The 25,002-nt window shown below is 32.6% G+C and carries 25 protein-coding genes; 11 read left to right on the top strand and 14 right to left on the bottom strand.

Going from position 1 to position 25,002, the window contains the following annotated elements:
* Nucleotides 1-7: 7 nt before the first annotated feature.
* The 5 genes from Z054_RS0106115 to epsC form a co-directional block, all read right to left on the bottom strand.
* Nucleotides 8-415, bottom strand: a complete 408-nt coding sequence (locus Z054_RS0106115) for a GNAT family N-acetyltransferase (RefSeq protein WP_024769196.1) — start codon at nucleotides 413-415, stop codon at nucleotides 8-10.
* A gap of 40 nt (nucleotides 416-455) precedes the next feature.
* On the bottom strand, nucleotides 456-1,094 hold the full coding sequence (locus Z054_RS0106120) for a class I SAM-dependent methyltransferase (protein ID WP_024769197.1): 639 nt from the start codon (nucleotides 1,092-1,094) through the stop codon (nucleotides 456-458).
* Nucleotides 1,095-1,241: 147 nt separating this feature from the next.
* Complete coding sequence (locus Z054_RS0106125; RefSeq protein WP_024769198.1) at nucleotides 1,242-1,580, bottom strand: hypothetical protein; 339 nt, start codon at nucleotides 1,578-1,580, stop codon at nucleotides 1,242-1,244.
* 282 nt (nucleotides 1,581-1,862) lie between these two features.
* Entirely contained in the window at nucleotides 1,863-2,747 is an 885-nt protein-coding gene (gene cysM / locus Z054_RS0106130; RefSeq protein WP_024769199.1) for a cysteine synthase CysM, read from the bottom strand.
* The gene (epsC, locus tag Z054_RS0106135; RefSeq protein WP_024769200.1) at nucleotides 2,747-3,538 is read right to left on the bottom strand and encodes a serine O-acetyltransferase EpsC; all 792 of its coding nucleotides are present in this window, start codon (nucleotides 3,536-3,538) and stop codon (nucleotides 2,747-2,749) included. The genes cysM and epsC overlap by 1 nt, the downstream gene beginning before the upstream one ends.
* Nucleotides 3,539-3,823: 285 nt before the next feature.
* Here epsC and Z054_RS0106140 point away from each other — a divergent pair, with 285 nt between their 5' ends.
* The 9 genes from Z054_RS0106140 to Z054_RS0106180 all read left to right on the top strand — a co-directional run bounded on the left by Z054_RS0106140 (nucleotide 3,824) and on the right by Z054_RS0106180 (nucleotide 11,792).
* Nucleotides 3,824-4,258 carry a c-type cytochrome gene (locus Z054_RS0106140; RefSeq protein WP_024769201.1) on the top strand — a complete coding sequence of 145 codons (435 nt, stop codon included), beginning with the start codon at nucleotides 3,824-3,826 and terminating at the stop codon, nucleotides 4,256-4,258.
* Nucleotides 4,259-4,279: 21 nt separating this feature from the next.
* Nucleotides 4,280-5,620, top strand: a complete 1,341-nt coding sequence (locus Z054_RS0106145; protein ID WP_024769202.1) for a cbb3-type cytochrome c oxidase subunit I — start codon at nucleotides 4,280-4,282, stop codon at nucleotides 5,618-5,620.
* Nucleotides 5,621-5,810: 190 nt separating this feature from the next.
* Nucleotides 5,811-6,647 carry a CbbQ/NirQ/NorQ/GpvN family protein gene (locus Z054_RS0106150; RefSeq protein WP_316929922.1) on the top strand — a complete coding sequence of 279 codons (837 nt, stop codon included), beginning with the start codon at nucleotides 5,811-5,813 and terminating at the stop codon, nucleotides 6,645-6,647.
* A gap of 74 nt (nucleotides 6,648-6,721) precedes the next feature.
* Entirely contained in the window at nucleotides 6,722-8,497 is a 1,776-nt protein-coding gene (locus Z054_RS0106155) for a nitric oxide reductase activation protein NorD (RefSeq protein ID WP_024769204.1), read from the top strand.
* Nucleotides 8,498-9,472: a DUF438 domain-containing protein gene (locus tag Z054_RS0106160; protein WP_024769205.1), complete on the top strand. Its 975-nt coding sequence runs from the start codon at nucleotides 8,498-8,500 to the stop codon at nucleotides 9,470-9,472.
* 47 nt (nucleotides 9,473-9,519) lie between these two features.
* Nucleotides 9,520-10,095: a cytochrome c oxidase subunit 3 gene (locus tag Z054_RS0106165; RefSeq protein WP_024769206.1), complete on the top strand. Its 576-nt coding sequence runs from the start codon at nucleotides 9,520-9,522 to the stop codon at nucleotides 10,093-10,095.
* Nucleotides 10,096-10,150: 55 nt separating this feature from the next.
* Nucleotides 10,151-10,384: a cytochrome C oxidase subunit IV family protein gene (locus tag Z054_RS0106170; RefSeq protein ID WP_024769207.1), complete on the top strand. Its 234-nt coding sequence runs from the start codon at nucleotides 10,151-10,153 to the stop codon at nucleotides 10,382-10,384.
* Between the two features lie 154 nt (nucleotides 10,385-10,538).
* The gene (locus tag Z054_RS0106175) at nucleotides 10,539-10,958 is read left to right on the top strand and encodes a CBS domain-containing protein (RefSeq protein WP_024769208.1); all 420 of its coding nucleotides are present in this window, start codon (nucleotides 10,539-10,541) and stop codon (nucleotides 10,956-10,958) included.
* A gap of 156 nt (nucleotides 10,959-11,114) precedes the next feature.
* Nucleotides 11,115-11,792, top strand: coding sequence for a DUF2461 domain-containing protein (locus Z054_RS0106180; protein ID WP_024769209.1), 678 nt, complete (start codon nucleotides 11,115-11,117; stop codon nucleotides 11,790-11,792).
* Between the two features lie 211 nt (nucleotides 11,793-12,003).
* On the opposite strand, the gene Z054_RS0106185 is transcribed toward Z054_RS0106180, so the two are convergent.
* The 6 genes from Z054_RS0106185 to Z054_RS0106210 all read right to left on the bottom strand — a co-directional run bounded on the left by Z054_RS0106185 (nucleotide 12,004) and on the right by Z054_RS0106210 (nucleotide 17,569).
* The gene (locus Z054_RS0106185; RefSeq protein WP_024769210.1) at nucleotides 12,004-12,756 is read right to left on the bottom strand and encodes an SDR family NAD(P)-dependent oxidoreductase; all 753 of its coding nucleotides are present in this window, start codon (nucleotides 12,754-12,756) and stop codon (nucleotides 12,004-12,006) included.
* A gap of 628 nt (nucleotides 12,757-13,384) precedes the next feature.
* Nucleotides 13,385-14,134 carry an SDR family NAD(P)-dependent oxidoreductase gene (locus Z054_RS0106190; protein WP_024769211.1) on the bottom strand — a complete coding sequence of 250 codons (750 nt, stop codon included), beginning with the start codon at nucleotides 14,132-14,134 and terminating at the stop codon, nucleotides 13,385-13,387.
* A gap of 65 nt (nucleotides 14,135-14,199) precedes the next feature.
* Nucleotides 14,200-14,781: a TetR/AcrR family transcriptional regulator gene (locus Z054_RS0106195; RefSeq protein WP_024769212.1), complete on the bottom strand. Its 582-nt coding sequence runs from the start codon at nucleotides 14,779-14,781 to the stop codon at nucleotides 14,200-14,202.
* A gap of 71 nt (nucleotides 14,782-14,852) precedes the next feature.
* Nucleotides 14,853-15,380, bottom strand: coding sequence for a GNAT family N-acetyltransferase (locus tag Z054_RS0106200; protein ID WP_394331054.1), 528 nt, complete (start codon nucleotides 15,378-15,380; stop codon nucleotides 14,853-14,855).
* Nucleotides 15,381-15,521: 141 nt separating this feature from the next.
* A complete protein-coding gene (locus Z054_RS0106205) occupies nucleotides 15,522-16,271 on the bottom strand; it encodes a C40 family peptidase (protein WP_024769214.1) in 750 nt (249 codons plus the stop codon).
* A gap of 119 nt (nucleotides 16,272-16,390) precedes the next feature.
* A complete protein-coding gene (locus tag Z054_RS0106210) occupies nucleotides 16,391-17,569 on the bottom strand; it encodes an acetyl-CoA C-acyltransferase (protein WP_024769215.1) in 1,179 nt (392 codons plus the stop codon).
* Between the two features lie 291 nt (nucleotides 17,570-17,860).
* Here Z054_RS0106210 and Z054_RS0106215 point away from each other — a divergent pair, with 291 nt between their 5' ends.
* Nucleotides 17,861-19,906, top strand: coding sequence for an HD family phosphohydrolase (locus Z054_RS0106215; RefSeq protein WP_024769216.1), 2,046 nt, complete (start codon nucleotides 17,861-17,863; stop codon nucleotides 19,904-19,906).
* Between the two features lie 57 nt (nucleotides 19,907-19,963).
* Here Z054_RS0106215 and Z054_RS0106220 read toward each other — a convergent pair whose 3' ends face one another.
* Both Z054_RS0106220 and Z054_RS0106225 read right to left on the bottom strand, forming a co-directional pair.
* Nucleotides 19,964-20,245 (bottom strand): DUF3817 domain-containing protein, encoded by a 282-nt coding sequence (locus Z054_RS0106220; RefSeq protein WP_024769217.1) that lies wholly within the window; start codon nucleotides 20,243-20,245, stop codon nucleotides 19,964-19,966.
* An 18-nt stretch (nucleotides 20,246-20,263) separates the two neighbouring features.
* Nucleotides 20,264-21,502, bottom strand: coding sequence for a mechanosensitive ion channel family protein (locus Z054_RS0106225; RefSeq protein ID WP_024769218.1), 1,239 nt, complete (start codon nucleotides 21,500-21,502; stop codon nucleotides 20,264-20,266).
* Nucleotides 21,503-21,533: 31 nt separating this feature from the next.
* On the opposite strand from Z054_RS0106225, the gene Z054_RS0106230 reads away from it, so the two are divergent.
* Nucleotides 21,534-21,743: a hypothetical protein gene (locus tag Z054_RS0106230; RefSeq protein WP_024769219.1), complete on the top strand. Its 210-nt coding sequence runs from the start codon at nucleotides 21,534-21,536 to the stop codon at nucleotides 21,741-21,743.
* Nucleotides 21,744-21,765: 22 nt separating this feature from the next.
* Here the strand turns inward: Z054_RS0106230 and Z054_RS0106235 are convergent, their stop codons facing one another.
* Nucleotides 21,766-24,735: a TonB-dependent receptor gene (locus tag Z054_RS0106235; RefSeq protein ID WP_024769220.1), complete on the bottom strand. Its 2,970-nt coding sequence runs from the start codon at nucleotides 24,733-24,735 to the stop codon at nucleotides 21,766-21,768.
* Nucleotides 24,736-25,002: the final 267 nt, after the last annotated feature.

Genomic DNA, 25,002 nt, shown 5'->3' on the forward strand with positions numbered 1-25,002 from the left:
AAATTAGTTAATGCTCATCGCCTTTATAAATCCACATAGGTTCGGTTTCACCGGCTCTAACGAATCCGACTTTTTGATAAAAATCAATTGCTTTGCCATCTGCTGTTAACATTTGCATATGAAAATGGCCATATTTTTCCTGCATTTTATCTACTATCATTTTTCCAATACCTTTTCCCTGATAATCAGGATGAATAAGTAAATGAGGATAATACACAACTAAATACCCATCAGATATTGCATTACCTAATCCAACCAGGTGATCTCCGCTCCAGGCAGAAACTAATGAATGAGAATTCAGTAATGCATTATATAATTCTTTAGGCTTATCTGCCGAGCTCCATTCATTGGCTCTATATAAATCAATTATTTGTTCTAGTTCTATATTCTTTGTTTCTGAAATTTTTATTTCCATCTAATTCTATTGGTACTAGTATTATATATATTATATAATGTTATTCGTTTAATTTTTCAGCAATAAGTATGGTATGAATTTCTTCGATATCATCTGCTTTTTTATATTTTTTTTGAAATGATTCTTTTATTTTGAAAGATGCAGTCATTAGGCTTTCTTCAATACTTTTTAACTCATGATAGTAAAAATAGACCCTATCTCCACTACTTCCTGATAGATACCCCGAGTCGTCTTGGTTTCCAGCTACAAAACTTATATAAAGTATTCCTGAATCATTGAGCAATTTATTGCAATCCAGTATCATTTTTAAACAATCTGATTGTGATAAGTAGGGGATACAAAATCCGCAAATAATAGCATCAAATTTATTAGGGATAGTATGTATTTCCCGACTATCCATCACCAGTACTTCGGCGGTTGGATTGTTTTTTCTAGCCAGTTTAATCATATTCTCCGAATTATCTATGGCCGTTATCCTAAAATTAGGATTTTTGGCTAGAAGATATTGAGTTATGTTCCCTGGTCCGCAACCGATTTCAAGAATGTTGGAGTTACCATTAGAGATGGATTCACAGAATATATCATAGGTATCATTATACAGGTCCAAATCCATAAATTTGTTCTCATAAATTTGAGCTACTTTATCCCAAGTTTTAAATGTTTCCTGATATCTATCCATTTTTTGCTTCTTTAAGAAGTATATAAAGAATGATTTATGATATAATTTGGTGTTTTTCGTTTTTAAGCTTTTCTATTAATTGCTGAAAAACTTCAAATGTTATATGATTCTTTATTTGGGAGAGTATATATAATGAGTATTTTTATATTAAATTTCGATTATAGTAGATTTTCCAGAACTACAATCTTTACATGTCCATTGCCAAAATTCGTTCAATTTTATTTTTCCATCTTCAATATATTCTGGGTATGATTTACACTTTCCAGTCATTAACTCATATTCTTTATTTATATGTTGATACACAAATTCGAGATGATCATTAACCAATTTCCCTATCAAATTTCCCTTTATAATTTGTCCACCATCATAATTAGCCCAAATGATATTTTCATTTTGGCTATATCTGAAAATGGTTTCATCTGATACTTCTCCATTATTTGTATTAGATTGAGTCTTGAATTTTTTGTTATTTAAATCAATCTTCATTTTTTAATTTTATTACATTTATAATTAGTGGATTATCCATGAATTATTTAAACTTTTGAAACAGAGCATATATCAAAATTATCAATTTTTATTTTGTATCCATTAAACATTATAAAATAATAAAAAGAAGTATATATAATATTATGCCAAATTTCATTTTTTTGAGTCAGATTACTCATTTTTGAAATCTAAAGAAACCAGAAGTGATATACATCTGAATCAGAAAAACTTAAATAAAAAAAGAAGAATTACAAAGTATACTAAAAAGGGAAAAAATAGACATTACTCAAATAAATCAGAACTTAGGTATCGATCTCCACGATCACAGATAATAGCAACCAGCACTCCGCTTTTTAGAGTTTTTGCTAATTTTAAAGCAGCGGTAACAGAACCACCACTACTCATACCAGAGAAAACGCCTTCTTCTTTTGCTAATCGTTTTGCCATAATAGTAGCTTCTTCCTGGCTTACTTCGATAACCTGATCTACTTTATTTGGATTAAAAATCTTAGGAAGGTATTCTTTTGGCCATTTGCGTATTCCGGGAATTCTGGATTCGTCGGTAGGTTGCACTCCGACAATTTGTATATCTTTTGATTGTTCTTTGAGGTAAGTAGATGTTCCCATAATCGTTCCTGTAGTTCCCATAGAGGATACAAAATGTGTGATTTTACCTTGAGTATCTTTCCAGATTTCTGGTCCGGTAGTTTTATAATGGGCGCGCCAATTATCATCATTAGCAAATTGATTAAGCATTACGTACCCTTCTTTATTAACTTTATCTTCTGCATAGTCTCTTGAGCCTTCTATCCCTATATCTGCAGAGGTAAGTGTTACTTTTGCGCCAAATGCACGCATGGTCTGCACTCGTTCTTTGGTAGAATTCTCGGGCATTACCAATTCAATATCCAGTTTAAAAATTCCTGCGATCATTGCCAAAGCAATTCCTGTGTTACCACTTGTTGCTTCGATAAGTCTAGTGTTTTGATCAATATCACCACGATCCAATGCAGATTGAATCATATTATAAGCGGCACGATCTTTAACACTTCCTCCTGGATTATGGCCTTCTAGTTTTAGATATAATGTAATATTGGGATTGTCGATTAGCGAAGAAGCCTTTACCAAAGGAGTGTTTCCTATCAGGTCTAAAATAGTATGTGACATTAAATAACTTTTTTGATCTTAATTTCTGCTGTATTTGAAATAATCGAATTTTCGGGAACCGAAGAGGTAATCCATGCATTACCCCCAATGGTGCTATTAGCTCCAATAACGGTACTTCCACCTAATATAGTTGCATTAGCATAGATGGTTACATTGTTTTCTACTGTTGGATGACGTTTTACATTACGAAGTTTTCGGTCTACATATAATCCGCCTAGAGTTACTCCTTGATATATCTTCACATTATCTTTTATAATTACTGTTTCTCCGATAACAATACCTGTTGCATGATCAATAAAAAACGATTCTCCGATTTCTGCTCCCGGGTTAATGTCGGTACCTGTTAATCGATGTGAATATTCTGTCATCAAACGAGGGACAAGTGGTAAACCGAACTTAAGAAGCTCATGGCTTAATCTATAGATTGCTATAGCATAAAACCCCGGGTAGGCCATGTATATTTCTTCTATAGAGTTTGCTGCCGGATCACTTTTCATAAAGGCCTGGGCATCCAGGTTTAGTTTTTCTAATATACCTGGTAACTTCTCTAGATAAGATTGCCAAAGTTTACTACATGGTTTCTCGGTTTCCCAACAAGCTAAATCTACAAGCTGTTCAAAAGTTCTTTCAAGACGATCTATATTTTTGGCTACTTCTGTATCTGTATCGAATAATGTATAGAAAAGTAATTTCGTAAAATATTCGGTTTTTTCTTTTAGCTCAAGTTTAAGATTTGGATTCTTTTTCAGCTCTTTTATCTTAGCGATAATTTGATCTCTCTCTTTAGTCATTACAGTTTATTTGAAAACTCTAGTAAATATATAGAATAAAAGGTATAAAAGTCTCTATAAATCGTAAATCCTTACATTTTTAAAATAATAATAACATTAGAAGGTCATAATTACTTGTATTCTATAATTTTTAGTTAAACTTTTATAATCATATAACATGCAACTAATGAATCATTATGGATAGATTTATGATTTAAATCATATTTGAAAGCTTTGTGTTTATATATTTTTACATCGATAAAAGATAAAAAGGTCTTTTTATACTAATTTAAATCAATAACAACTATGTTATCTAAAAAACAAGCACGAAATTTCTTTCTGGGAGGAACATTGGTCACTTTTTTAGCATTTATAGGATTGACAATATACTCTTTTAGTGAGGATCAGGATCAATCAAATTACTCTGAAATAACAGAACAAGTGGTGCGAGGAAAACACTTGTGGGAAACCAACAATTGTATGGGATGTCATACTCTTCTAGGAGAGGGAGGATATTATGCTCCAGAACTAACCAAGGTCCTCGATAGAAGAGGAGAAGGGTATGTAAAAGCAGTATTAATGACTCCTGTTCCCTGGGCGCCAAATGGCAGAAAGATGGTAGCCTATGGTTTCTCTGAAGAAGAAGCAAAAGACCTTATCGCCTTTTTTGATTGGATTGATGATATTGATCTAAATGGTTTTGATAGAGTTGTATCTCCATTAGCAAAAGATGAAAACTAAATAACTTAAAAATATAGATAGATGAAATACAAATCGCAAAAAGTAGCATACTGGTTCTTTGCTTTATCCATGTTACTACTGGTCTTACAAATTACCTATGGATTTATTATGGGTTTTGCCCGTATTGGCCTGGATGGATTACATGATTTTATTCCCTTTAATACAGCTAGAGCTGTACATACAAATTTATTAGTAGTCTGGTTATTATCCGGCTTCATGGGAGCAGCATATTATATTATTCCCGAAGAGGCCCAACGTGAACTTGTAAATGTAAAATTGGCTTATGTACAATTAATTTCACTTGCGTTGGTTGGTGTTACTGCTATCGTTGGATACCACTTTAATTGGTGGGAGGGACGTAAATTTTTAGAAATACCAAGGCAATTAGATTTCTTGGTTGTTGCTAATGTACTACTCTTTTTAGGATTGATACTCATGACTCTCTTTAAAGGAAAACGTAGAACTACTACATCATTAGTACTATCTATGGGGTTATTGTTCGCTGCTCTATTGTATTTACCCGGGATGTTACCATTCGATAGCCAGGTGACTGATTCGTTCTTTCGTTGGTGGGTTGTACATTTATGGGTAGAAGGAGTTTGGGAACTTATTATGGGAGGTATACTTTCTTTCTTATTAATTAAGCTTACTGGAGTTGATAGAGAGGTTATAGAAAAATGGTTATATGTTATTGTGGGTCTAACTTTTTTATCAGGAGTTTTAGGTACCGGTCATCATTATTATTATATAGGAGTTAATAAAATATGGTTAATTGTAGGAGGTATATTTTCTGCTCTAGAGCCTTTAGCCTTTTTGGCAATGGCACTTTTTGCAGTAAATATGTATCGAAAAGGAGAGAAAAAACACCCTAACACCATAGCGTTATTCTGGACTATAGGATCAGCGATTGTATCTTTTGTAGGAGCAGGGCTATTAGGTTTCGCTCATACATTACCACAAACTAATTTATATACTCACGGAACTCTCGTTACTGCTATGCATGGTCACCTTGCTTTTTGGGGAGCATATGCAATGATCGTACTTGCGATTATAAGTTATTCTTTGCCAAATCTAACAGGAAGGAAATTATACAATAGTATAAGAGGAAGAGCTTCATTCTGGGTATCAAATATAGGAATGATTGGTATGACAGTTGCATTTGGTGTCGCTGGCGTAGCTCAAGTATATTTAGAACGTAAGTTTAAAATGGAATTTATGGCTGTACAAAACGAGATTAGCATTCATTTTGTCGTGTTGATTCTTTGTGCAACACTATTTACCATTGGAATCATATTATATATAATTGATTTTATAAAGCATGGCCGTCCTACTGATGAAGCTATGGAGGCTGATGATGTCTAATTGATATTAAAATATAGTTTTCTTTATTCAGAATAAGGCCTAAAAAGAACATGTTGTGTTTATGTATCTACCTTTCCCCCATATAATGTAGATGTACTATTGATGTTAAAGTGATAAAATGGTTTGATAGACTTCATTTGTCACTACTTATAACTTTTTAGGCCTTTTTCAATTTAAAAACAATAAAATTATGGACCATATTGCTCCCAACGGAAACAAAACAGCACTATCCAAAATGACTACTGAAGTACCAATTAGTCCCCCTTTTTATAAACCCATTGCCAAAGAGATAGAAGTTTTTGAACATTCTTATAAAAGCAAAATCCCATTTTTATTAAAAGGGCCTACAGGTACTGGTAAATCAAGATTTATCGAGTATATGACATATCAATTAGGTAAGCCCCTAATTACAGTTAGTTGCCATGAAGAAACCTCTTCTACCGATTTAATCGGAAGGTATATTATCAAAGGAGCCGAGACCATCTGGCTGGATGGCCCATTAACCACCGCAGTTAAAAAAGGAGCGATTCTTTATTTGGACGAAATTGCAGAAGCAAGACCAGATGTGATTGTTGCCATTCATTCACTTACAGATCATAGAAGAGAGTTGTTCGTTGATAAGTTAGGAGAAACCATAAAAGCACATCCCGATTTTATGTTAGTCGCTTCTTTTAATCCAGGATATCAAAGAGGGTTTAAAGAGTTAAAACCTTCAACCAGGCAACGTTTTGTAGCTGTATCTTTTGATTATCCAGAGGCCAAAATTGAAACTGATATTTTGATAAATGAAACAGATGTTCTTCCGGCAGATGCCAAGAAGCTGGTAAACATTGCAAACAAAATAAGAAACTTAACCGAGTTAGGTCTAACCGAAACCGTTTCGACACGATTGCTGGTTGACGCAGCAAAATTAATCCATTCTGGATTACCAAAACGTCTTGCAGTACATGTAGCTATTGTAGAACCTCTCACAGATGATCTAGAGGTGATAAGTGCTTTAAAAGATCTGTGTGATTTGATGATATAATTTAAAATGCAAAATGTTTGGTAATGAGCATTTAGCTACTCTAAACCAAAATGTAACATATCAATACTAAAATCATGTTTGAGTTTGAACCAGATGAATACATCTTTACCAAATTTGCCCATTATTTCAAGTGCCGCAGAAAGAAAAAAGAAGCAAATTTAGCTTACGCAGTAAAGTTAAACGATATAAAACCTCGTTTGACCATTTTTGCGAGAGCTATTACTGGTAAACCTATAGAAATTTATGAAGCAGAAAGAGAAGGTGGTTATAAGAATAATAACTTCTTTCTGCCTTCAAAATATGCTGAATTTTTAACAATCGAAGAAAATATTTCTTTTTATCTATTTAGAGTACTATATCTGGCTACTCAAAAAAACCTGGATCTGAACTGGAATGATACTTTAGAACATTCAGTAGAAGAGTCCCGAATCCTAGCCTCGGATACTTCATCAAAAGTGTTAAAACGCTTATTCGAAGAATTCCCGATCACCGAGAATTATTTCCAAAAATTCATAGCGTATTATGCTGGAAAAGCTAAAAAAGACACACAAATAGATTATTCATTTATTTATGGAAAGTGGATGCGCAATATTCCTGAAGAAATGCTTAACGAAACTTTGAATAATTTTACTGAAAAAATAAAAACTGCCAACCCAGAGCAGCCAAAAACGACCTTGAAAGCTAATGCTGTAGAAGAAATAATTTCGATTCAAGTAGATGAAAAACAAGTAGAAGATGCTGTTTTGCAACATCAGTTTGAAAAGGTGGAAACGGCAGATGAATTTGGAGGGAATTTCAAAGACATGGATGGAGATGATGAGATAGATGATCATGCTAATGCTTTAGAAGATTTGAATATGAAGTACACTGTGCGAGTTGATGACACTGCACATTCTGTTTATCAGGCAGATTTCATTGAAAATACAACTATAGCAGAAAGTGCCGAAAGAAATGAAAAAGGGTATTTTATTCCTTATGATGAATGGAATTATGCAAAGCGTACGTATAAAGACAATTTTTGTAAAGTATATCCCAAAACCATTCTAAAAACTGATGTTGGATATTATAAAAAAACAATATCAAAAAATGGGTCTACACTGCTTGGTCTAAGAAAAATGTTGACAACAGTTAATAATAAATATCAACAACAACGCAGACAGACACAAGGAGAGGAGTTTGATTTAGATGCCATAACCGATTTGTTTGTCGATGTACATTCTGGTATAACTCCATCAGAGAAAATATATTTATCTAAACAAAAAAAAGAAAAAGATCTATCTATTTTATTGTTGTTAGACATTAGTTTATCTAGCGATGGTTATGCTGCCGGTAATCGAGTTATCGATGTAGAAAAACAAGTTTCCATTCTTTTTGGTGAAATATTAGATGAATTTAATATCGATTTCTCGATCAATTGTTTCTATTCTAAAACCAGAAATCATTCTAGTTACATAACGATTAAGGGTTTTGATGATCATTGGAGTAAAGCAAAATTTAAAATAGGAGCTGTAGAACCTGGCGGATATACTCGCATTGGACCTGCACTTCGACATTCGGGGGCATTGTTGGATAAAAGAAATACTAAGAATAAATGGATTATTCTTATTTCTGATGGAAAGCCAAATGATTATGATAGATATGAAGGGAAATATGGTATCAATGATATAAAACAAGCCTTACGAGAACTCAATGAACGTCAAATAAATTCATATGCCCTGGCAATTGAAGCACAGGCAAAATATTATTTGCCGCAAATGTTTGGACAAAACCATTATCAAATTTTAACAACACCAGTAGAACTACTACAATCATTAGTAAAACTCTACGAGAAGATTAAACACCAAAATTAAATGAACTCTTTTTTATCAGAAATAGAAAAATTACCAGAGGGACACCCGGTAAAAGTGTATTATCAGGAAAGTGAACTAATTCAGGAATTATTATCAGAATTATATGAAGCAGATGCGGTAAAAGATTTTCAAAAGTATTTTAATATATTCAATCAGTTAACTACAATAGAAAAACGATTTGCTCGAAAAGAAAACCAATTATTTCCCTACTTAGAAAAACATGGTTGGAATGGTCCCAGTCGTGGTATGTGGTCGTTTCATGATAATTTAAGAGACCAGATTAGATTATTGAATACGTACAATGCAGAGAGAAATACTTCTAAAATATCAGAAAACCTTCCATATTTAATTGAGGGTATAAAACGTCTTTTGATTATCGAAGATATGCGACTATTTCCTAATGCTATGCAAATACTTTCCGAAGCGGACTGGGAAGAATTTTATGAAGGAGATGAAGAAATGGGGTGGATGTTACTCCAAAAACCAAAACCATATCCCGCAATAGAATCAGAATATATTCATCCAAGCAAGGATTTTACCGAACGTGATTTACCATTTTCTCTAGAAGACACTTTTCATTATGATGAGGGCTATATGACTCCAAATCAGGTAAACTTATTGCTTCGCTATTTACCTGTTGATATTACTTATGTAGATGAAAACGACAAAGTTATTTTTTATAATCGGGGAGAGGATCGTGTTTTTCCAAGAAGCAAAGGAATTATAGGAAGAGAAGTTCGTTTTTGTCACCCTCCAAAAAGCGTAGATATGGTATTGCGTATTGTAGACGAATTTAGAGCAGGAACAAAAGATGTGGCAGAATTCTGGTTTAATTACAGAGGCCAGGTAATCCATATCCGATATTTTGCAATTAGAGACAATCACAAAAATTATAAAGGAGTTATCGAAATGTCTCAGGATGTAACCGAAATTCAAAAATTGAAAGGAGAAAAACGATTGTTAGATTGGGATTAAAAAACATGGATATAAACAATTTAGTGAAGGAAGTTTAAAAAAGATAAATGAAACAAGAACCTATTAACTATAGAAATATATACTACCCACCGGGAGGGATCCTTATGTGGATCATTGTTTTTTTAGAATTAATAACTTTTGGAATGGCTATAATAGCAATGGTATACTGTGGCAAACAAGAACCTGAAATTTTTCATGAATCAAGATTACTGTTAAATCCAGTCTACGGAATTATTAATACTATTCTTTTAATTACCAGTGGTTTTTGTATGGCTATTTCCGTTCATTATTTAAAAATCAACACCCTCCAAAAATCTAAAGTACTATTGTTAGCAACAATGCTGTTTGGAATGTTATTTTTAATAGTAAAAACCTTTGAATACAACGAAAAAATAAATTTGGGTCTTGACATTAATCATGACTTGTTTTTTACCTTTTATTGGTTACTTACGTTATTTCATGTCATACATGTTATTGTTGGTTTGGTGATATTAGGCTCTGTTTACTTTGGACTAAGAAAAGAGAAAACAAATATAGAAGATGTTGAGGCTAGTGCTACGTTTTGGCATATGTGTGATCTAATATGGTTATTAATTTTTCCTATCATTTATTTGTTTTTTTGATAGAAAACGGCACTTCTATTTTAGGAGTTATACATTAATTTAAAAAGGTATCCCCATGAAAAAAAGCATAACTATTACCTATATATTTTTAATACTACTAACCGTTATTTCGGGAATAATTTCTGGGGTGATAAATAAAAATATCTCTTTTATAATTTTACTACTTTCTGCATTAAAATTTATCGCTGTATCGTTTTATTTTATGGACTTAAAAAAAGCACATATTTTCTGGAGATCTATTATAATAGGTTATGCAATAGCATTGATCATCATTGTTTTAATGATATGAAAGTGTTGCTGTATGACTACTGTAAATTGAACTAGAATACGTATAAGTGATACTTTGAAAATTCTAAACAAATTTTGGATACATTAACTGATATTTGTCATAATTATTTTGTGAGTTTGATCCTATCTTTAGTATAGAATTTAAACCTAATAGAATGAAAAAAAGAACACCTGTTTCCAAAATTATGACTTCCGATGTAATTACCTTAAATCATACTAATGGTTTAGAAACAGCGGAAATGCTATTTAAAGAAAATAATATCCGCCATATTCCTGTGGTTAGTGGAGATGCTATTATTGGTATGTTAAGTTATACAGATTTACTACGTATAAGCTTTGCCGATGCAGTGGATGTAGAAGAACATGATGTTGATACTGTAGTTTATGAAATGTTTACTATAGAACAGGTAATGGCAAAAAACCTAATTAGCGTAAACTCTAATACTACAATCAAGGAAGTTGCAGAAATATTATCGAAAAAAGAATTTCATGCACTACCAGTAGTAGATAATGATAAATTAGTCGGTATAGTAACCACGACAGATTTGATAAATTATTTAATAGACCAATTCTAGTAACTCGGTTTTTAGGAAATGTAAAGAATGGGAAGTAATAAGCTTCCCATTTTTGTTGAAATAACTCAAGGTTTTAATCTATCGTATACCATAAAATTTAGTTAAACTTCTATAGAGAAAACAGATTTTAGTATTTTTAAGATCAAAGTATATTTTATGAGTACCATACCAAAAACAATATTTGAATTTTTAAAAGACCTAAAACAGAACAATCATCGAGATTGGATGACAGAAAACAAGAAGCAATATCAGAGTAATGAAAAAATACTCAAAACGTTTTATGCATCTGTAGTTGAACGATTAAGTGAGAAAGATGAGATCGAAAAAACTAAAGTATTTAGAATTAACAGAGATGTTCGTTTTAGTAAGAATAAAACGCCATATAATGTACATCGCAGTGTAAGTTTTAGCAGAGCAGGAGCACATAGACGAGGAGGCTATTATCTAAGACTAGAGCCTGGTAATTCGCTTATGGCAGGAGGTTTTTTTAGTCCAGAATCAGCAGATTTATTGCGTGTTAGGAAAGAATTCGAAATGGATGATCAAGAGATTCGTGATATATTATCAAATGCAGATTTTAAGAAAGCATTTAGTGGTTTTGACTCTTCAAACCAGGTAAAAACAGCTCCCAAAGGATTTAGTAAAGACCATCCCAATATTGATTTGATCAAAAATAAATCATTTTTTGTTGCTCATAATTTTACAGATGCTGAGGTTTTTGCACCTGATTTTTTGGATAAAGTAGTATATCATTATGAACTATTAAGACCATTTTTTGATTACATGAGTGATGTGCTTACTACTGACCTTAATGGTGTTTCTTTAATTGATTAAAGAATAATAGAAACAATTATCTGATCATGATAGTCTAAGCTTGATATTTTAAAAATAGTTTTACCATTAATATTGGAAAGTTCTGTGAGGTTTTTAAATCTTAGAATAATTTAAAAACCTCACAGATATACCTGTCAGTGAACAACGAGCTATTCGATCTTGATTTGATGTTGTCGTTTTAACTTATGTTGTAATAAAAATATAACAGGAACTAAACCTGGCTCATTCCTCCATCGACTTCCAATTCTACACCATTGATATAAGATGCATCATCTGATGCCAGAAATAATGCGGATTTAGCAATTTCTTCAGGGGTCCCAAAACGACCTAACGGTACTTGTTTAGCAAAACCTTTGCCCATTTCTTCTGAAACATCTTTCGGTAATCCCATTTTACTAAAAATAGGAGTAGTAATAGGTCCTGGAGAAATAGAATTAACACGAATACTTCTGGATTTCACTTCTGATGTTAAAACCCTTTGATAAGCACGTAACGCACCCTTGGTAGCAGAATATATAGCCAGACCATCAAAGGCTCGATGTGTTACTACAGAGTTATTAAAAAGGATTGTACCTTCATCATTAATGTGTGGTAACGCCTCTTTAATAGCTAATATTGGACCTTTCACATTAATATTAAAGATCTCTTCATAATGTTCTTCTGTGATCTCGTGTGTTGGAGTAGGATGTAAAACAACGCCCGCATTAAGAAATAGGATATCAATTTTACCATATTTATCGATAGCTTCTTTAATTAATCTTTTATTATCTTCTGGTTTGGCTACATCTGCAGTAACGGTTATAAAATCCCCTACAAGAGTTTCTGAAACTTCATCCAATGCTTCCTGGCGTCTTCCTGAGAGTACCACTTTGGCACCTTCTTGTAAATACAGCTTGGCCGTTGCTAACCCGATTCCGCTATTCGCTCCTGTAATAACGGCTACTTTGTTGTGCAGTTTTTTCATTCTAATTGTTTTTGTTAATAAATTTTACCTGAGGCAATTATTTTGAATATGTTAAACGATAAATATGACAATCCGATAACTCCCTTATAGAATTTCTACCGGGGAAGTAGAACTATTTTATCGAATGGAAACATCATTGCAATTATGTAAATGATGTATACTGTTAGAATAAAGTTTGTGTATTAAGAAATTCTTGGGATTGAAGAATAAGTGATATATCCAAATGAATAAACCTGAGGTTGGCTTACTATTCTGAAATAGTATTACTTTATGATGAACATAGTTATGACTGTTTGTTCTAACAGGTAATTTTTTTTTGAAGAAATTCCTACGTAATTCTGTTTGATAGGGCCATTTTTGAGTATCATTTTTCTCTCCCATAGTATAGTAGTTTTAAGAAATATATACCAGATGGGATTTGTCTGGAGATTGTGCAAAAAAACAGGTGTTTTTTATATATTTAATTGGTTTTAAGATGATAATATACAAATAATCAAAATGTTATGCAAAAAACTGATATTGAGAGTCTTTGTGGATTCGTGATATTAAGAAAATTATAAAAAGAATTGAAGCAAATTTAAAAAGGCTGATTTTGATAGAAATCAGCCTTTTTTTACTGAGAGGTATTTTATATTTGGCTTAGTCCACCATCAATTTCTAAATCCACACCATTAATAAAGGATGCATCTTCCGAAGCTAGAAATAAAGCTGATTTTGCAACTTCTTCAGAAGTTCCAAAACGGCCTAATGGTACTTGTTGAGCAAAACCTTTCCCCATTTCTTCTACAACATCTTCTGGCAATCCCATTTTATCATAAAGTGGTGTTTCGATAGGCCCTGGTGCAATAGAATTAACACGAATACCTCTAGATTTTACTTCAGAGGTTAAAACACGCTGGTAAGCTCGTAATGCTCCTTTGGTTGCAGAATAGACACCTAATCCATCAAACCCTTTTTGAGTAACAACAGAGTTAGTGAACAATATAGTTCCACCATCATTTATATGTGGTAAAGCTTCTTTGGTTGCTAATATTGGGCCTTTTACATTAGTATTAAATAGAGTATCGTAATGCTCTTCTGTTATTTCATGTGCAGGAGCTATTGGTGCAATTCCGGCATTTAGAAAGAGAATATCAATTTTTCCGTACTTAATAGTCGCTTCTTCAATTAATCTTTTATTATCTCCTGCATTGGCTACATCAGCTTTTACGGTAATAAAATCACCTTCAAGTTTCTCTGCAACTTCATCTAGTGCCTCTTGGCGTCTTCCCGAAAGTACCACTTTGGCTCCTTCCTGTAAATACAGTTTTGCTGTTGCCAATCCTATTCCGCTGTTGGCTCCCGTAATAACTGCTACTTTGTTTTGTAACTTTTTCATTGTATTATTTTTGTATTTATAAATAGTTTATTTGAAACAATCGTTTCAAAATAGGTTAAAAAAAATTAGTATAGCACTTTAAGTATAATACGAATGAGATTTCTTAAATCTTCTTCATTTTTGTTTAGTATTCCTGTCATTCTAAGTCCTTGTATAGATGAAAAGAGGTAAAGTGCGTATTGGCTGGCTGTTTGGTTCTGGTTAAAAATCTTTTCCATTTGTCCTTTGGTCACGATATCTTCGAGCATCGCAATCATTCGATCTTGGTTTTTTTCCATAAAGGATTTGATCAAAGGCTCTTGGTTTGTCATTTCTGATTTACAATTGGTAACCAAACAACCTTTACGATCATTGTCATTAACAATTTCATAAACGTATAAATCAAAAATTGCTTCTACAGCCTCGGTAGCATTATAAGATTGTGCTAACTTTTGGCTAAAACTGTTTCCATACAAAGATTGATAATGCGAAAGAACTTCCATGAACATATTCAATTTACTTCCAAAAGAATTATAAATACTTGATCGATTTAAAGAAGTTGCATCTACTAAATCTTGCATAGAAGTGCCATTATATCCCTTTTTATGAAATACTTCGGTAGCTTTTTGCAAAACTATGTTTCTATCAAATGTTTCTACTTTTGGCATAGTTTAATTGAAATGATCGTTTCAAAAATAATTAAAATTTGCAACGCATATTGTTATAAAAATCATAAAATTTATAAAACCAGTTTCATCATCATATCCGTTTGGAGATCTGTTCCCAGCATAAATTGGTGGGTATCAAAGATTTTAAAACCATTTCTTTTATAAAACTTTATTGCTCCAAGGTTTTTCTCCCAGACTCCTAGCCAGATAAACTCAATAGACTTTTCTTTTGCTATTTGTAAAACCTTTTGAAAGAGTAATTGTCCAATTTTTTTCCCCTGATGCTCCTTTACCACATATATCCGTTCTATTTCCAGGGCACTGCCTTCTACAGGTTCTGTTTGGGCATTACCAGAGTTTATTTTTATATATCCTGCAACTTGGTTATTAATCCATGCAAAGTAAAATTTAGATTTTGGATTATGAAGCTCTTCTGCAATGTTATCTAAAGTGAATTTTTCATCAAGGTAACTACTAATATTTTCTTCTGTGTTATGAGGAGGTCCAAAAGCATCATAAAATGTCTGACGCCCGATATCCAGTAATTTATGGCTATCCTTAGGCTGTACTGGTTTGATTTGAATTTCTTTCAACATCATTTTGACTATAAATTAATGTTACATAGTAGGTATACTCATTTTTAGAATGGTATACATTTACAAGTCATAACATTTGTTTGATGAACTATAATTATACGTGCTAAAAGACCGAAGTGGACTTATCATTTCGGTTTTTTTAAATTAGATAATACGTTTGATCACTCTTAATTTATGAGTATGTGTGCGTTTTTCGGGGTTATAAATCCCAGTGTGATCTATACGATCTACACGTACTTTACCATGAGCATGGATGATGTAATTATCTTTCATTATGATACCCACGTGAGTAATTGCGCCTTCTTCATTATCAAAAAATGCCAGATCTCCAGGTTCACTTTCCTCAATAAAACTTAGTGGATCCCCTTGCGTTGCTTGTTGAGATGCATCTCTTAACAACTTATAACCATTAAGTTTATATACCATTTGAGAAAACCCGCTACAATCAATACCAAAATTTGTTTTTCCCCCCCACAGGTATGGAGCATTAAGAAATAGAAAAGCGGTATCCACTATATTTTCTTTGGATTGTTTTTCTACAATTGTGGTCCCTTCATATTGATGGCTAAAAAAATCCAATGCTTTTAGAGAAGCTCCGAGAGGGATAGGCATTAGTTGATTATCATCACAACTCACAAATTCGACCATATCTCCCACCATGCAGAGGGGGTGTTCATCAAATTTGTTATACTCTTCTTCGGTGATTTCTATGTATTGTTTGTTATCAACCCAGCCTTCGTAATGATCAAAGGCCAAACGAACTTTACTCCATTTTTTACGTTTTTCTAACACCTTAAAATGTTCGCCATACAATATTTGGGAAACCATTTCACTGGGATCCTGAGGCTCGAAACGTAATGGGACAATACTTAGATTACAAATACCGTATTGCATGAATTTTTATAGAAAATAGACGAATAAACGTCAGATATTAGACAATTACATTGAGATTCAGAAGAACAAAGTTAAGGGTAGAAGGTTCTTGCCCTTAACTTTTATTTCCTGATTTACAATTATACTCTTTCGATTACCATAGCCGATGCACCACCACCACCATTACAGATAGCTGCAGCACCGATCTTGGCGTTATTTTGTTCTAATACATTGATTAGAGTAATCAATATTCGTACTCCAGAACATCCTAGAGGATGTCCCAGGGAAACGGCACCACCATTTACATTGGTATTAGTATCATTAAGTCCTAGGATTTTTTGATTAGCTAATCCAACAACAGAGAATGCTTCGTTAAATTCAAAGAAATCTACATCATCAAGAGCGATTCCTGCTTTTTCTATTGCTTTTGGTAATGCTTTTGCAGGAGCAGTAGTAAACCATTTTGGTTCTTGCGCAGCATCAGCATAACTTTTTATTTTTACAAGAGGTTCTAATCCAAGTTCTTTAGCTTTTTCGGCACTCATAACAACAACCGCTCCGGCTCCGTCATTAATTGTAGAAGCATTTGCAGCAGTAACTGTTCCTTCTTTAGAAAAAGCAGGGCGTAAAGTAGGTATCTTTTCCATTTTTACGTTTTTATACTCTTCATCTTCAGTAATCATAACTGGTTCCCCACGACGTTGTGGTACTGCTACAGGAACTACTTCATTATTAAATTTACCATCTGCCCAAGCCTTTGCAGAACGTTCATAGGATTGGATAGCAAATGCATCCTGATCTTCTCTACTAAAATTATGTTCTGTTGCACAAAGGTCTGCACAAACTCCCATTGCATTATGGTCATAAGCATCTACTAATCCATCTCTCTGCATACCATCTTCCATAGTCTGAGGTCCAAATTTATGTCCCGCTCTTAATCGCACATAATGAGGTATTAAACTCATATTTTCCATTCCTCCGGCAACCACAATATCTGCATCACCCAAAGCAATAGTTTGTGCAGCGTGCATAACAGCTTTCATACCGCTAGAACATACTTTATTTACAGTTGTACAAGGAACAGTATCTTTGATACCTGCTCCTAATGCAGCTTGTCTGGCTGGAGCTTGACCGTTTCCGGCCTGAACTGCATTACCCATAAATACCTCCTGAACTAATGAAGGGTCCAGATTTATTTTATCTAATGCACCTTTGATTGCAGTGGCTCCCAATTGAGTAGCTGGAACGGTAGACAGGCTACCCATAAAACTTCCAATTGGTGTACGTACCGCAGATACGATTACTACTTCTTTACTCATTATTTATGTTTTAAAAATGTGTGTATTGATTTTTGCGAATTTAGTGATTTTTAAAGGATATGCATAGCGAAGTTACTAACAAGAATACAAATGTGGTACTGACTTATTTTTTATTACTTTTGAGTAATTTTATATAATAATACTTGTGAAACGAACAAGAGTAAAGTTTTGCCATTGCATTTTGTGAATTATGAACTAAAATGTTTGATAGGAGAACAACGCTATGAAGACTTTACAAGTAATATTAAATTTTTAATCAATGAACTATAATTGATTAAAAAAGGCAATATCATGAAAAGATTTTTAAATAGATTATATAAAAGGCAATCCTCTATATATAGGATTTTTCTTTTTCTATGTACTACAGCACTCATTGTATATTTATTCCCTAAAGGAGGGATATTTAAATACGAATTTACAAAAGGTAAACCTTGGCAATATGAGAATTTATATGCTCCTTTTGATTTTGCCATTGCAAAAACCGAAGCAGAAATTGAAGCAGAGAAAAAACGAATTAATGATGATGTAATTCCTTATTTTGAGTATGATACTATAATTGCTAATACGGCTAAAGAATCTTATGATAATGCATTTTCTAATTACTTAAAAGTACTTGATCAAAGCGGCAGTAGAGATCAGGCAAAACTTTTTGGTAGAATATTGCTAAATGATATATATAGACATGGAGTTTTACAGGAAAAATACTCTTATGATGATGACAGGCAAATTTTTTTAAATAAAGGAAATACGGCAGAAGCAATAACATATGGCCAAATTCTAACCTCTGATGTTTTAACCAAAACAATTAATTCTCGTATTAATAAGAGTGAATATACGAAGTTTAAAAGTGATTATGTAGCTCTTTTTTATGACTTGGTAAAACCAAATGTTAGACTAAATAATAAGCTAACAGAGAGTACTTTAGAGATAGAATTAGAGAAAGTTCTTACTACAAGAGGAGGTGTGTCCAGAGGGAGTAGGATTATAGCCAAAGGAGAGGTAGTAGAAGGAGATGAGCTGCAAATATTAAATTCGTTAAAAGCAGAATATGAATCCCAGGTTTGGAGTGATAAAAACTTCTATTGGATCGTATTAGGGTATTGCTTATTGGTTTCATTAGCACTTATGATGCTTCTATTGTTTATTAAAAAATATCGATCAGATATATATGAAAACAATACTCAGGTAACTTTTATTTTCTTTAATGTTCTTTTCTTGGTATTGATAACCACGTTGGTGGTTAAATATCGATCAGATTATATCTATGTTGTTCCTTTGTGTATTCTTCCTTTGGTTCTTAAAGCATTTTTTGATTCGAGATTAGGATTGTTTACTCATGTAATTACGGTGCTTATATTAGGGTTTGTTGTCCCTAATAGCTATGAATATACTTTTTTACAAATTATAGCCGGAATTGTAACAATACTAACAATTTCAGAATCTTTTAAGAGGGCTAATTTATTTATTTCTGTAGGGCAGATCACATTAATTTATATTCTGGCATATATCGCGTTTCATATTATTCATGAAGGTAGTATAAGCAATATCGACTGGATTACAGTTGGATTGTTTGTGATAAGTGGGTTTGCAACTCTTATAGTACATCCTTTAATCTATGCTTACGAAAAGATTTTTGGATTGATTTCTGATGTTTCACTATTAGAGCTTAGTGATACAAATTCTGTTTTACTTAAGGAATTGTCTAATAAAGCACCAGGAACATTTCACCATTCTCTTAATGTGGCTAATATTGCAGAAGCTGCAGCTAATGAAATAGGAGCTAATGCAATGCTGGTAAGGGTAGGAGCATTGTATCATGATATTGGTAAGATGGCAAATCCTACATATTTTACCGAAAATCAATCTGCCTCTGGTAATGCACATGATGTATTATCTCCAAAAGAGAGTGCAAAAATTATTATTGATCACGTGATAAGAGGTATAGAGATAGCCAAAAAAAATAACTTACCTGATCGTGTCATCGATTTTATTAGAACTCACCATGGGACTAGTACTGTTTACTATTTTTATAGTAAAGAAAAAGAAACTAATGAAAATGTAAATATTGAAGATTTCAGGTATCCCGGGCCAAGACCATTTTCTAAAGAAACTGCCATTTTGATGATGAGTGATAGTGTAGAAGCAGCTTCAAAAAGTCTTAAAAATCCAACAAGTAGTTTAATTGATTCTTTTGTAGAAAAAATAGTAAGTAAACAAATGGAGGATAATCAGTTCCTGAATGCCAATATTACTTTTAAAGAAATTCAACAGATAAAAAAAGTCTTTAAACGTAAATTAACCAATATTTATCATCTTAGAATAGAGTATCCAGAGTAATCCTTAGACTTGGATACTGATTATCGAAGTAGTGATTACTATAGTTTCAATGATCAATTACTCAGTCTTCTTCAAGTATTTTTGATCCATCCAAAAAGTTCCAAAAGGGATAATAGAGCAAGCCAAAACAATCATAAGCGTTTTGATGTTCCATTTTTTTTCTGGTTTCACAAGAAATGCAAATACAATATAAATTAGGAAAAGAAACCCATGAGCCATTCCTATAATTTGATTAGGTTCTGGAGATTCAAAAATATATTTTAATGGCATAGTTACAAAAAGGATAAGTAGGTATGAAATACCCTCAAGGTAGCTTATTAGTCTGAAACTGGTAATCATAAAATTATTGGTGTTAAGTTATTTTTCTGAAGTATAATTTAATTCGAATACTTCTAGATTAAAATATGGTATAGCAGATAGTAAATGGTCAAAAATATCTGCCATTATTTGCTCATAGTTTTTCCAAACTTTATTATTACTAAAAGCATATATTTCTAAAGGTGTTCCTTGTGCAGAAGGAGGTAGTTGACGACTCATAATAGTCATTTCTTTATTGATAAACGGATGATTTTCTAGATATAATTCTACATACATTCTAAAAACCCCCATATTAGTCAGGTTTCTTCCATTCATCAATACACTTTTATCAATCTTAGATTCCTGGTTATAAGAGTCTATATCTTGTTGAATTCTAGTAAGGTAAGATTCAATAAGTTCAATTTTTTTTAATTTATTGAGATCGTCTTCAGATAAAAATGAAATGCTGGATGTTTTGATTAACAATGCTCTTTTAATTCTTCTTCCGCCAGAATTCATCATACCTCTCCAGTTTTTAAATGACTGTGATGTAAGATAATATGTTGGGATTGTAGTGATAGTTTTGTCAAAATTCTGAACTTTTACTGAAGATAGATTAATCTCGATCACGTCTCCATCGGCTCCATATTTTTGCATAGTGATCCAATCCCCAATTCTAACGGTATCATTTACTGCTACTTGTATACTTGCAACAAACCCCAGAATTGTGTCTTTAAAAATTAGAAGAATAACTGCCGACATTGCTCCAAGAGCTGTTAAGAATGTCCATATTGATTTTCCTGTCATTGACGAGAATACCAGAATAGCTCCTATAAACCATACAAATATCATAAATACCTGTACATAGCTATCGATGGGTTTATCTCTAAAAGAATCTAAAGATTTTAAAAAATCTCTAAACGTTCTAAGGATACTTCTTAAAATCCATATTGTCAATACAATAACCATGATGTTAAACAGGATTTCTAAGTATTTTTCTGCTGTAGGAAAAGCAATAAATAGCATAGGAACAATCCATACTGTTAGTGATAATGGTACTATATGTGCCAGGTAATCAAAAGTTTTATTTTTGACTAAATAATCGTCGAAAGTATTTTTAGATTTTGAAGCATAACTTTTAAAGATGGCTACAATAACTTTTTTCATTACAAAATCTAATACAAAAAGTACAATTACCAGAATGCATATTCCTATAAGAAGGTTTAAGTATTCTGCTGTATTTTCTGAAATACCTTTTGAAACAAGAAGGTTGTAGAAGTAACGGGTTAAATCTTTCATGAATGTCTGGTACTAAAATTCATGCAAAAATATGATTCTAGCTTTTGATAAAGTAAATAAAACGAAAGATTTTGTTTTTTTTAAGATTATAGAAGAAGTAAGGAAACCTGAAAAGTTTATTTTTCTGCCATTTAAAGCAGAGTCGATGGACAATCATCTTTTACTATTAGTATATTTCGACTCTGCTCAATATGACAGAATGGATGTTTTTTTGGATAATATTCAAAACAATCCATTCTAATATAATTAGATCTAAGTTGTTACTATAATTTATAGTTTAACGATATATTAAACATAGTTCCTAATTGACTAAAATGAAAACCATTATAAGTCATTTGAGAATACCTTTGGTTGAAAGTGATTAAATTAGAACGGGTTTTTAATTCTGCAGGATCATTCATAAGTACATCACCAGCAGCGTTAAGAGATTTAAACTCCCATTCTGGTAAAACGTTTAATAGGTTATTCACATTTACAGCAACAGTAAATTTATCTGTTGCATTAAAGTTAATCCCTAAATCGGTAACAATTTTTGGGATAAACTCAGTTTTTAAATTAGGGCCCAGACCTTGTTGTCTGAATTCTGTTTTTCCGAAATATGTATTATTTATCGAAAAACCAAATTTACCAATATCATAACTAGTTCCCAAAATCCATTTAGTCTTAGGTCTAGAAGTAAAGAATAAAGCTTCCTGAGTTAGGTTAACTACAGATTGTCCTGCACTAGAAACAATTGCCGGGTTCTTAACGTCCCCATCTCTTTCGTTTTCTATTGTGTAATTACCAGATAAACTAAACCCAAGATTACCACCAGCAAGATTTATATTTTTATAATTAGCAACGACGTCAATACCAGAAGTTCTGGTATCTAATGCATTAACAAAAAAACTTAAATCATTTAAGTTATTGTCATTTAGCAATTGATCTAGGCTTGTATTACCAATACTATTACCAACAGCATCGGTAGCAGTTTTTCCAATTTCGGTACTTAGTACAATCCTGTCTTCAACCTGAATATTATAATAATCAATAGTAAAGTTTATATTACTATTAATCTTAGCACCAATACCTACAGTGATATTTGTAGATTCTTCTGCATCTAATTGTGGAATATCTAATAATTTTGCTTGAGGAGAAACATTATTTATTAATCCACCAACTTGAATTCCTGCTCCTGGAACAAAACTATACTGCGCTTTTTGAGTATAAATTTGATGAAGTGTTGGTGCTCTAAATCCTGTAGAGATAGAGGCTCTTAATGTTAATCTATCTTCTAAAAATTTGTAGCGCGAACTCAGTTTCCACACAAAAGCATCACCAAAATCACTATAATCTTCTAATCTAACCGTACCGTTAACCAGAAAATCTTCGGTAATATCATACGCTATATCCAAATATCCACCAAAATTATAACGATTAAAAGTTCCAGAATTTTCAGGGCTATTACCAGCAAATGAATCGGCTCCACCACCATCATACGAAGCAAGATCTCCTTCAATGATTTCAAAAGTTTCTGTTCTAAATTCTGCTCCAAAACCAATACTTATTTTATCGGTAACTAATTTTGCAATATCAATATTTCCTACACTATGTCTAAATCCAGTTCCTCCCGGATCAAATGATATGGGGCTATTTTCTCTATACAACTCAGATCCTTGTGTGAGTTCACCGGGATCTACAGAACCATTGTTATTTGTATCAATCCATGTAGACGGAGAATATACAGTATTACGATTGTGCGAATTGTTTACTTTATAGGTTTGTGTGTTTCCACCAGTAGTATAACTTAGGTCATAATTCCAACCATTCTTTATGGTTTTAAAACCAATAGTAGCATTATAATCATTTAGATCTCCTTCAAAAGTAGGTACATATCCAATATACTGACCATTTGGTCCATCAGGGAAAAAATCAGCTAAGTAAGGAAAAGCAGCTTCTGTTCTCCAATATGGAGTTCTGTAATTAGCGAAGCTATTTATTTTTTTATAGACATATGCTGCATTTAGATAGATCTGTGTATGTTTATTTATATCATACCCACCATTTACCAAAAATTTTGCTGCTGCTGTTTCTGGTGATCCATTGATATTTCCTGCATCAGGTTTGAGAGCTAAAAATTGATCAACATCTGCTCTTCCTTGTGTATTTGAAGCATTGATTTCTGCAAGTCTGGTAGTATGATTAGGAGTACCTACGTAGTTATCAATAAATTCTTGCTGAGCTTGTTCGGCTGTAAGACCTGTTAGAGTAGCTCCTCCGTTTAAAGCTTGCCCTCCAGCATCTAAATAGCTACTATAGCTATCAGGATTTGTGAAAACGAAATCATCAAATTCTCCCTGTGCATCTACAGTTCCTGGTCTGTTAGCAAGACTTACCTTAGAGAAATCTACGGTATAGTTAAAGAACCCTTTATCTTCTCCTATAGAACTACCATTATTTAAACTAATTCCAATCGTCTCTCCATCTCCTTCAGATGTAATTCCTGATCTAATAGTCACAGAGCCTTCTTCGGGATTGTCTTTTAAAATAATATTCATTACACCTGCAATGGCATCAGAACCATATTGTGCAGATGCACCATCTCTTAATATTTCTACTCGTTTTATGGCATCTGTTGGTATTGCAGAAATATCAGAACCAGTTTCACCTCTTCCCGGAGAGGTTTGAGTATACAATAAAGCACTTAGGTTTTTACGTTTTCCATTAATAAGAATTAGGGTTCTACTAGGTCCCATATTTCTAATCTCATAAGGATCTAATAATGAAGTAGCATCATTAACTGGTGTCTGCACAGTATTAAATGATGGTATTTTATATTGTAATGCTTTATCGAATGTAATTTGACCAGTAGAAGTTAATTCTTTTGCCGGCAATACATCAACAGGGAGCGAAGAAGTAGTATTACTTCTTGGTAGCGCTCTGGATCCAACTAAAATAATCTCATCAAGTTCTGCTCCACCACTTAATGAGATATTGATGGTTGTTTGAGAATTTACAGGTACTTCTTTAGAATTAAAGCCTACATAGCTAAAAACTAGAATACCTTCGGGGTTAACTTCAATGCTGTATTTACCATCAAAATCGGTTGTAGAACCATTACTGGTTCCTTTTTCAATAATATTTACTCCAGGTAAAGGAGACCCATCTGCATCCGAGACGACTCCTGTTACTATCTGTTGCGAAAAGCACAGACTTGTGGATAGTACGATTAAAATAAATGCGAGTTTTTTCATGTAATAATTTGTGTTTAAATGATGTTGGTTTAAAATGATTGTCGGTTAAATATATTTAAAAATGCTAGTATTTAACATAAAGTATTATGAATTTTTCAAAATATATGTGAAAAAATCATAAAAAAATGTATTTCTTTCACTCTGTAAGTGTTGTGAATTTGTATTTATAATATTTAGTAAATAGTGGCTGTTTTCGAGGGCTAGTAACTAAGTTTTGTTGTTGTATTTTGGATGCCAAAACGATGAATCGACGTAAGGAAATAGTGC

The sequence above is a fragment of the Aquimarina macrocephali JAMB N27 genome, assembly GCF_000520995.1.
Lineage (GTDB): Bacteria > Bacteroidota > Bacteroidia > Flavobacteriales > Flavobacteriaceae > Aquimarina > Aquimarina macrocephali.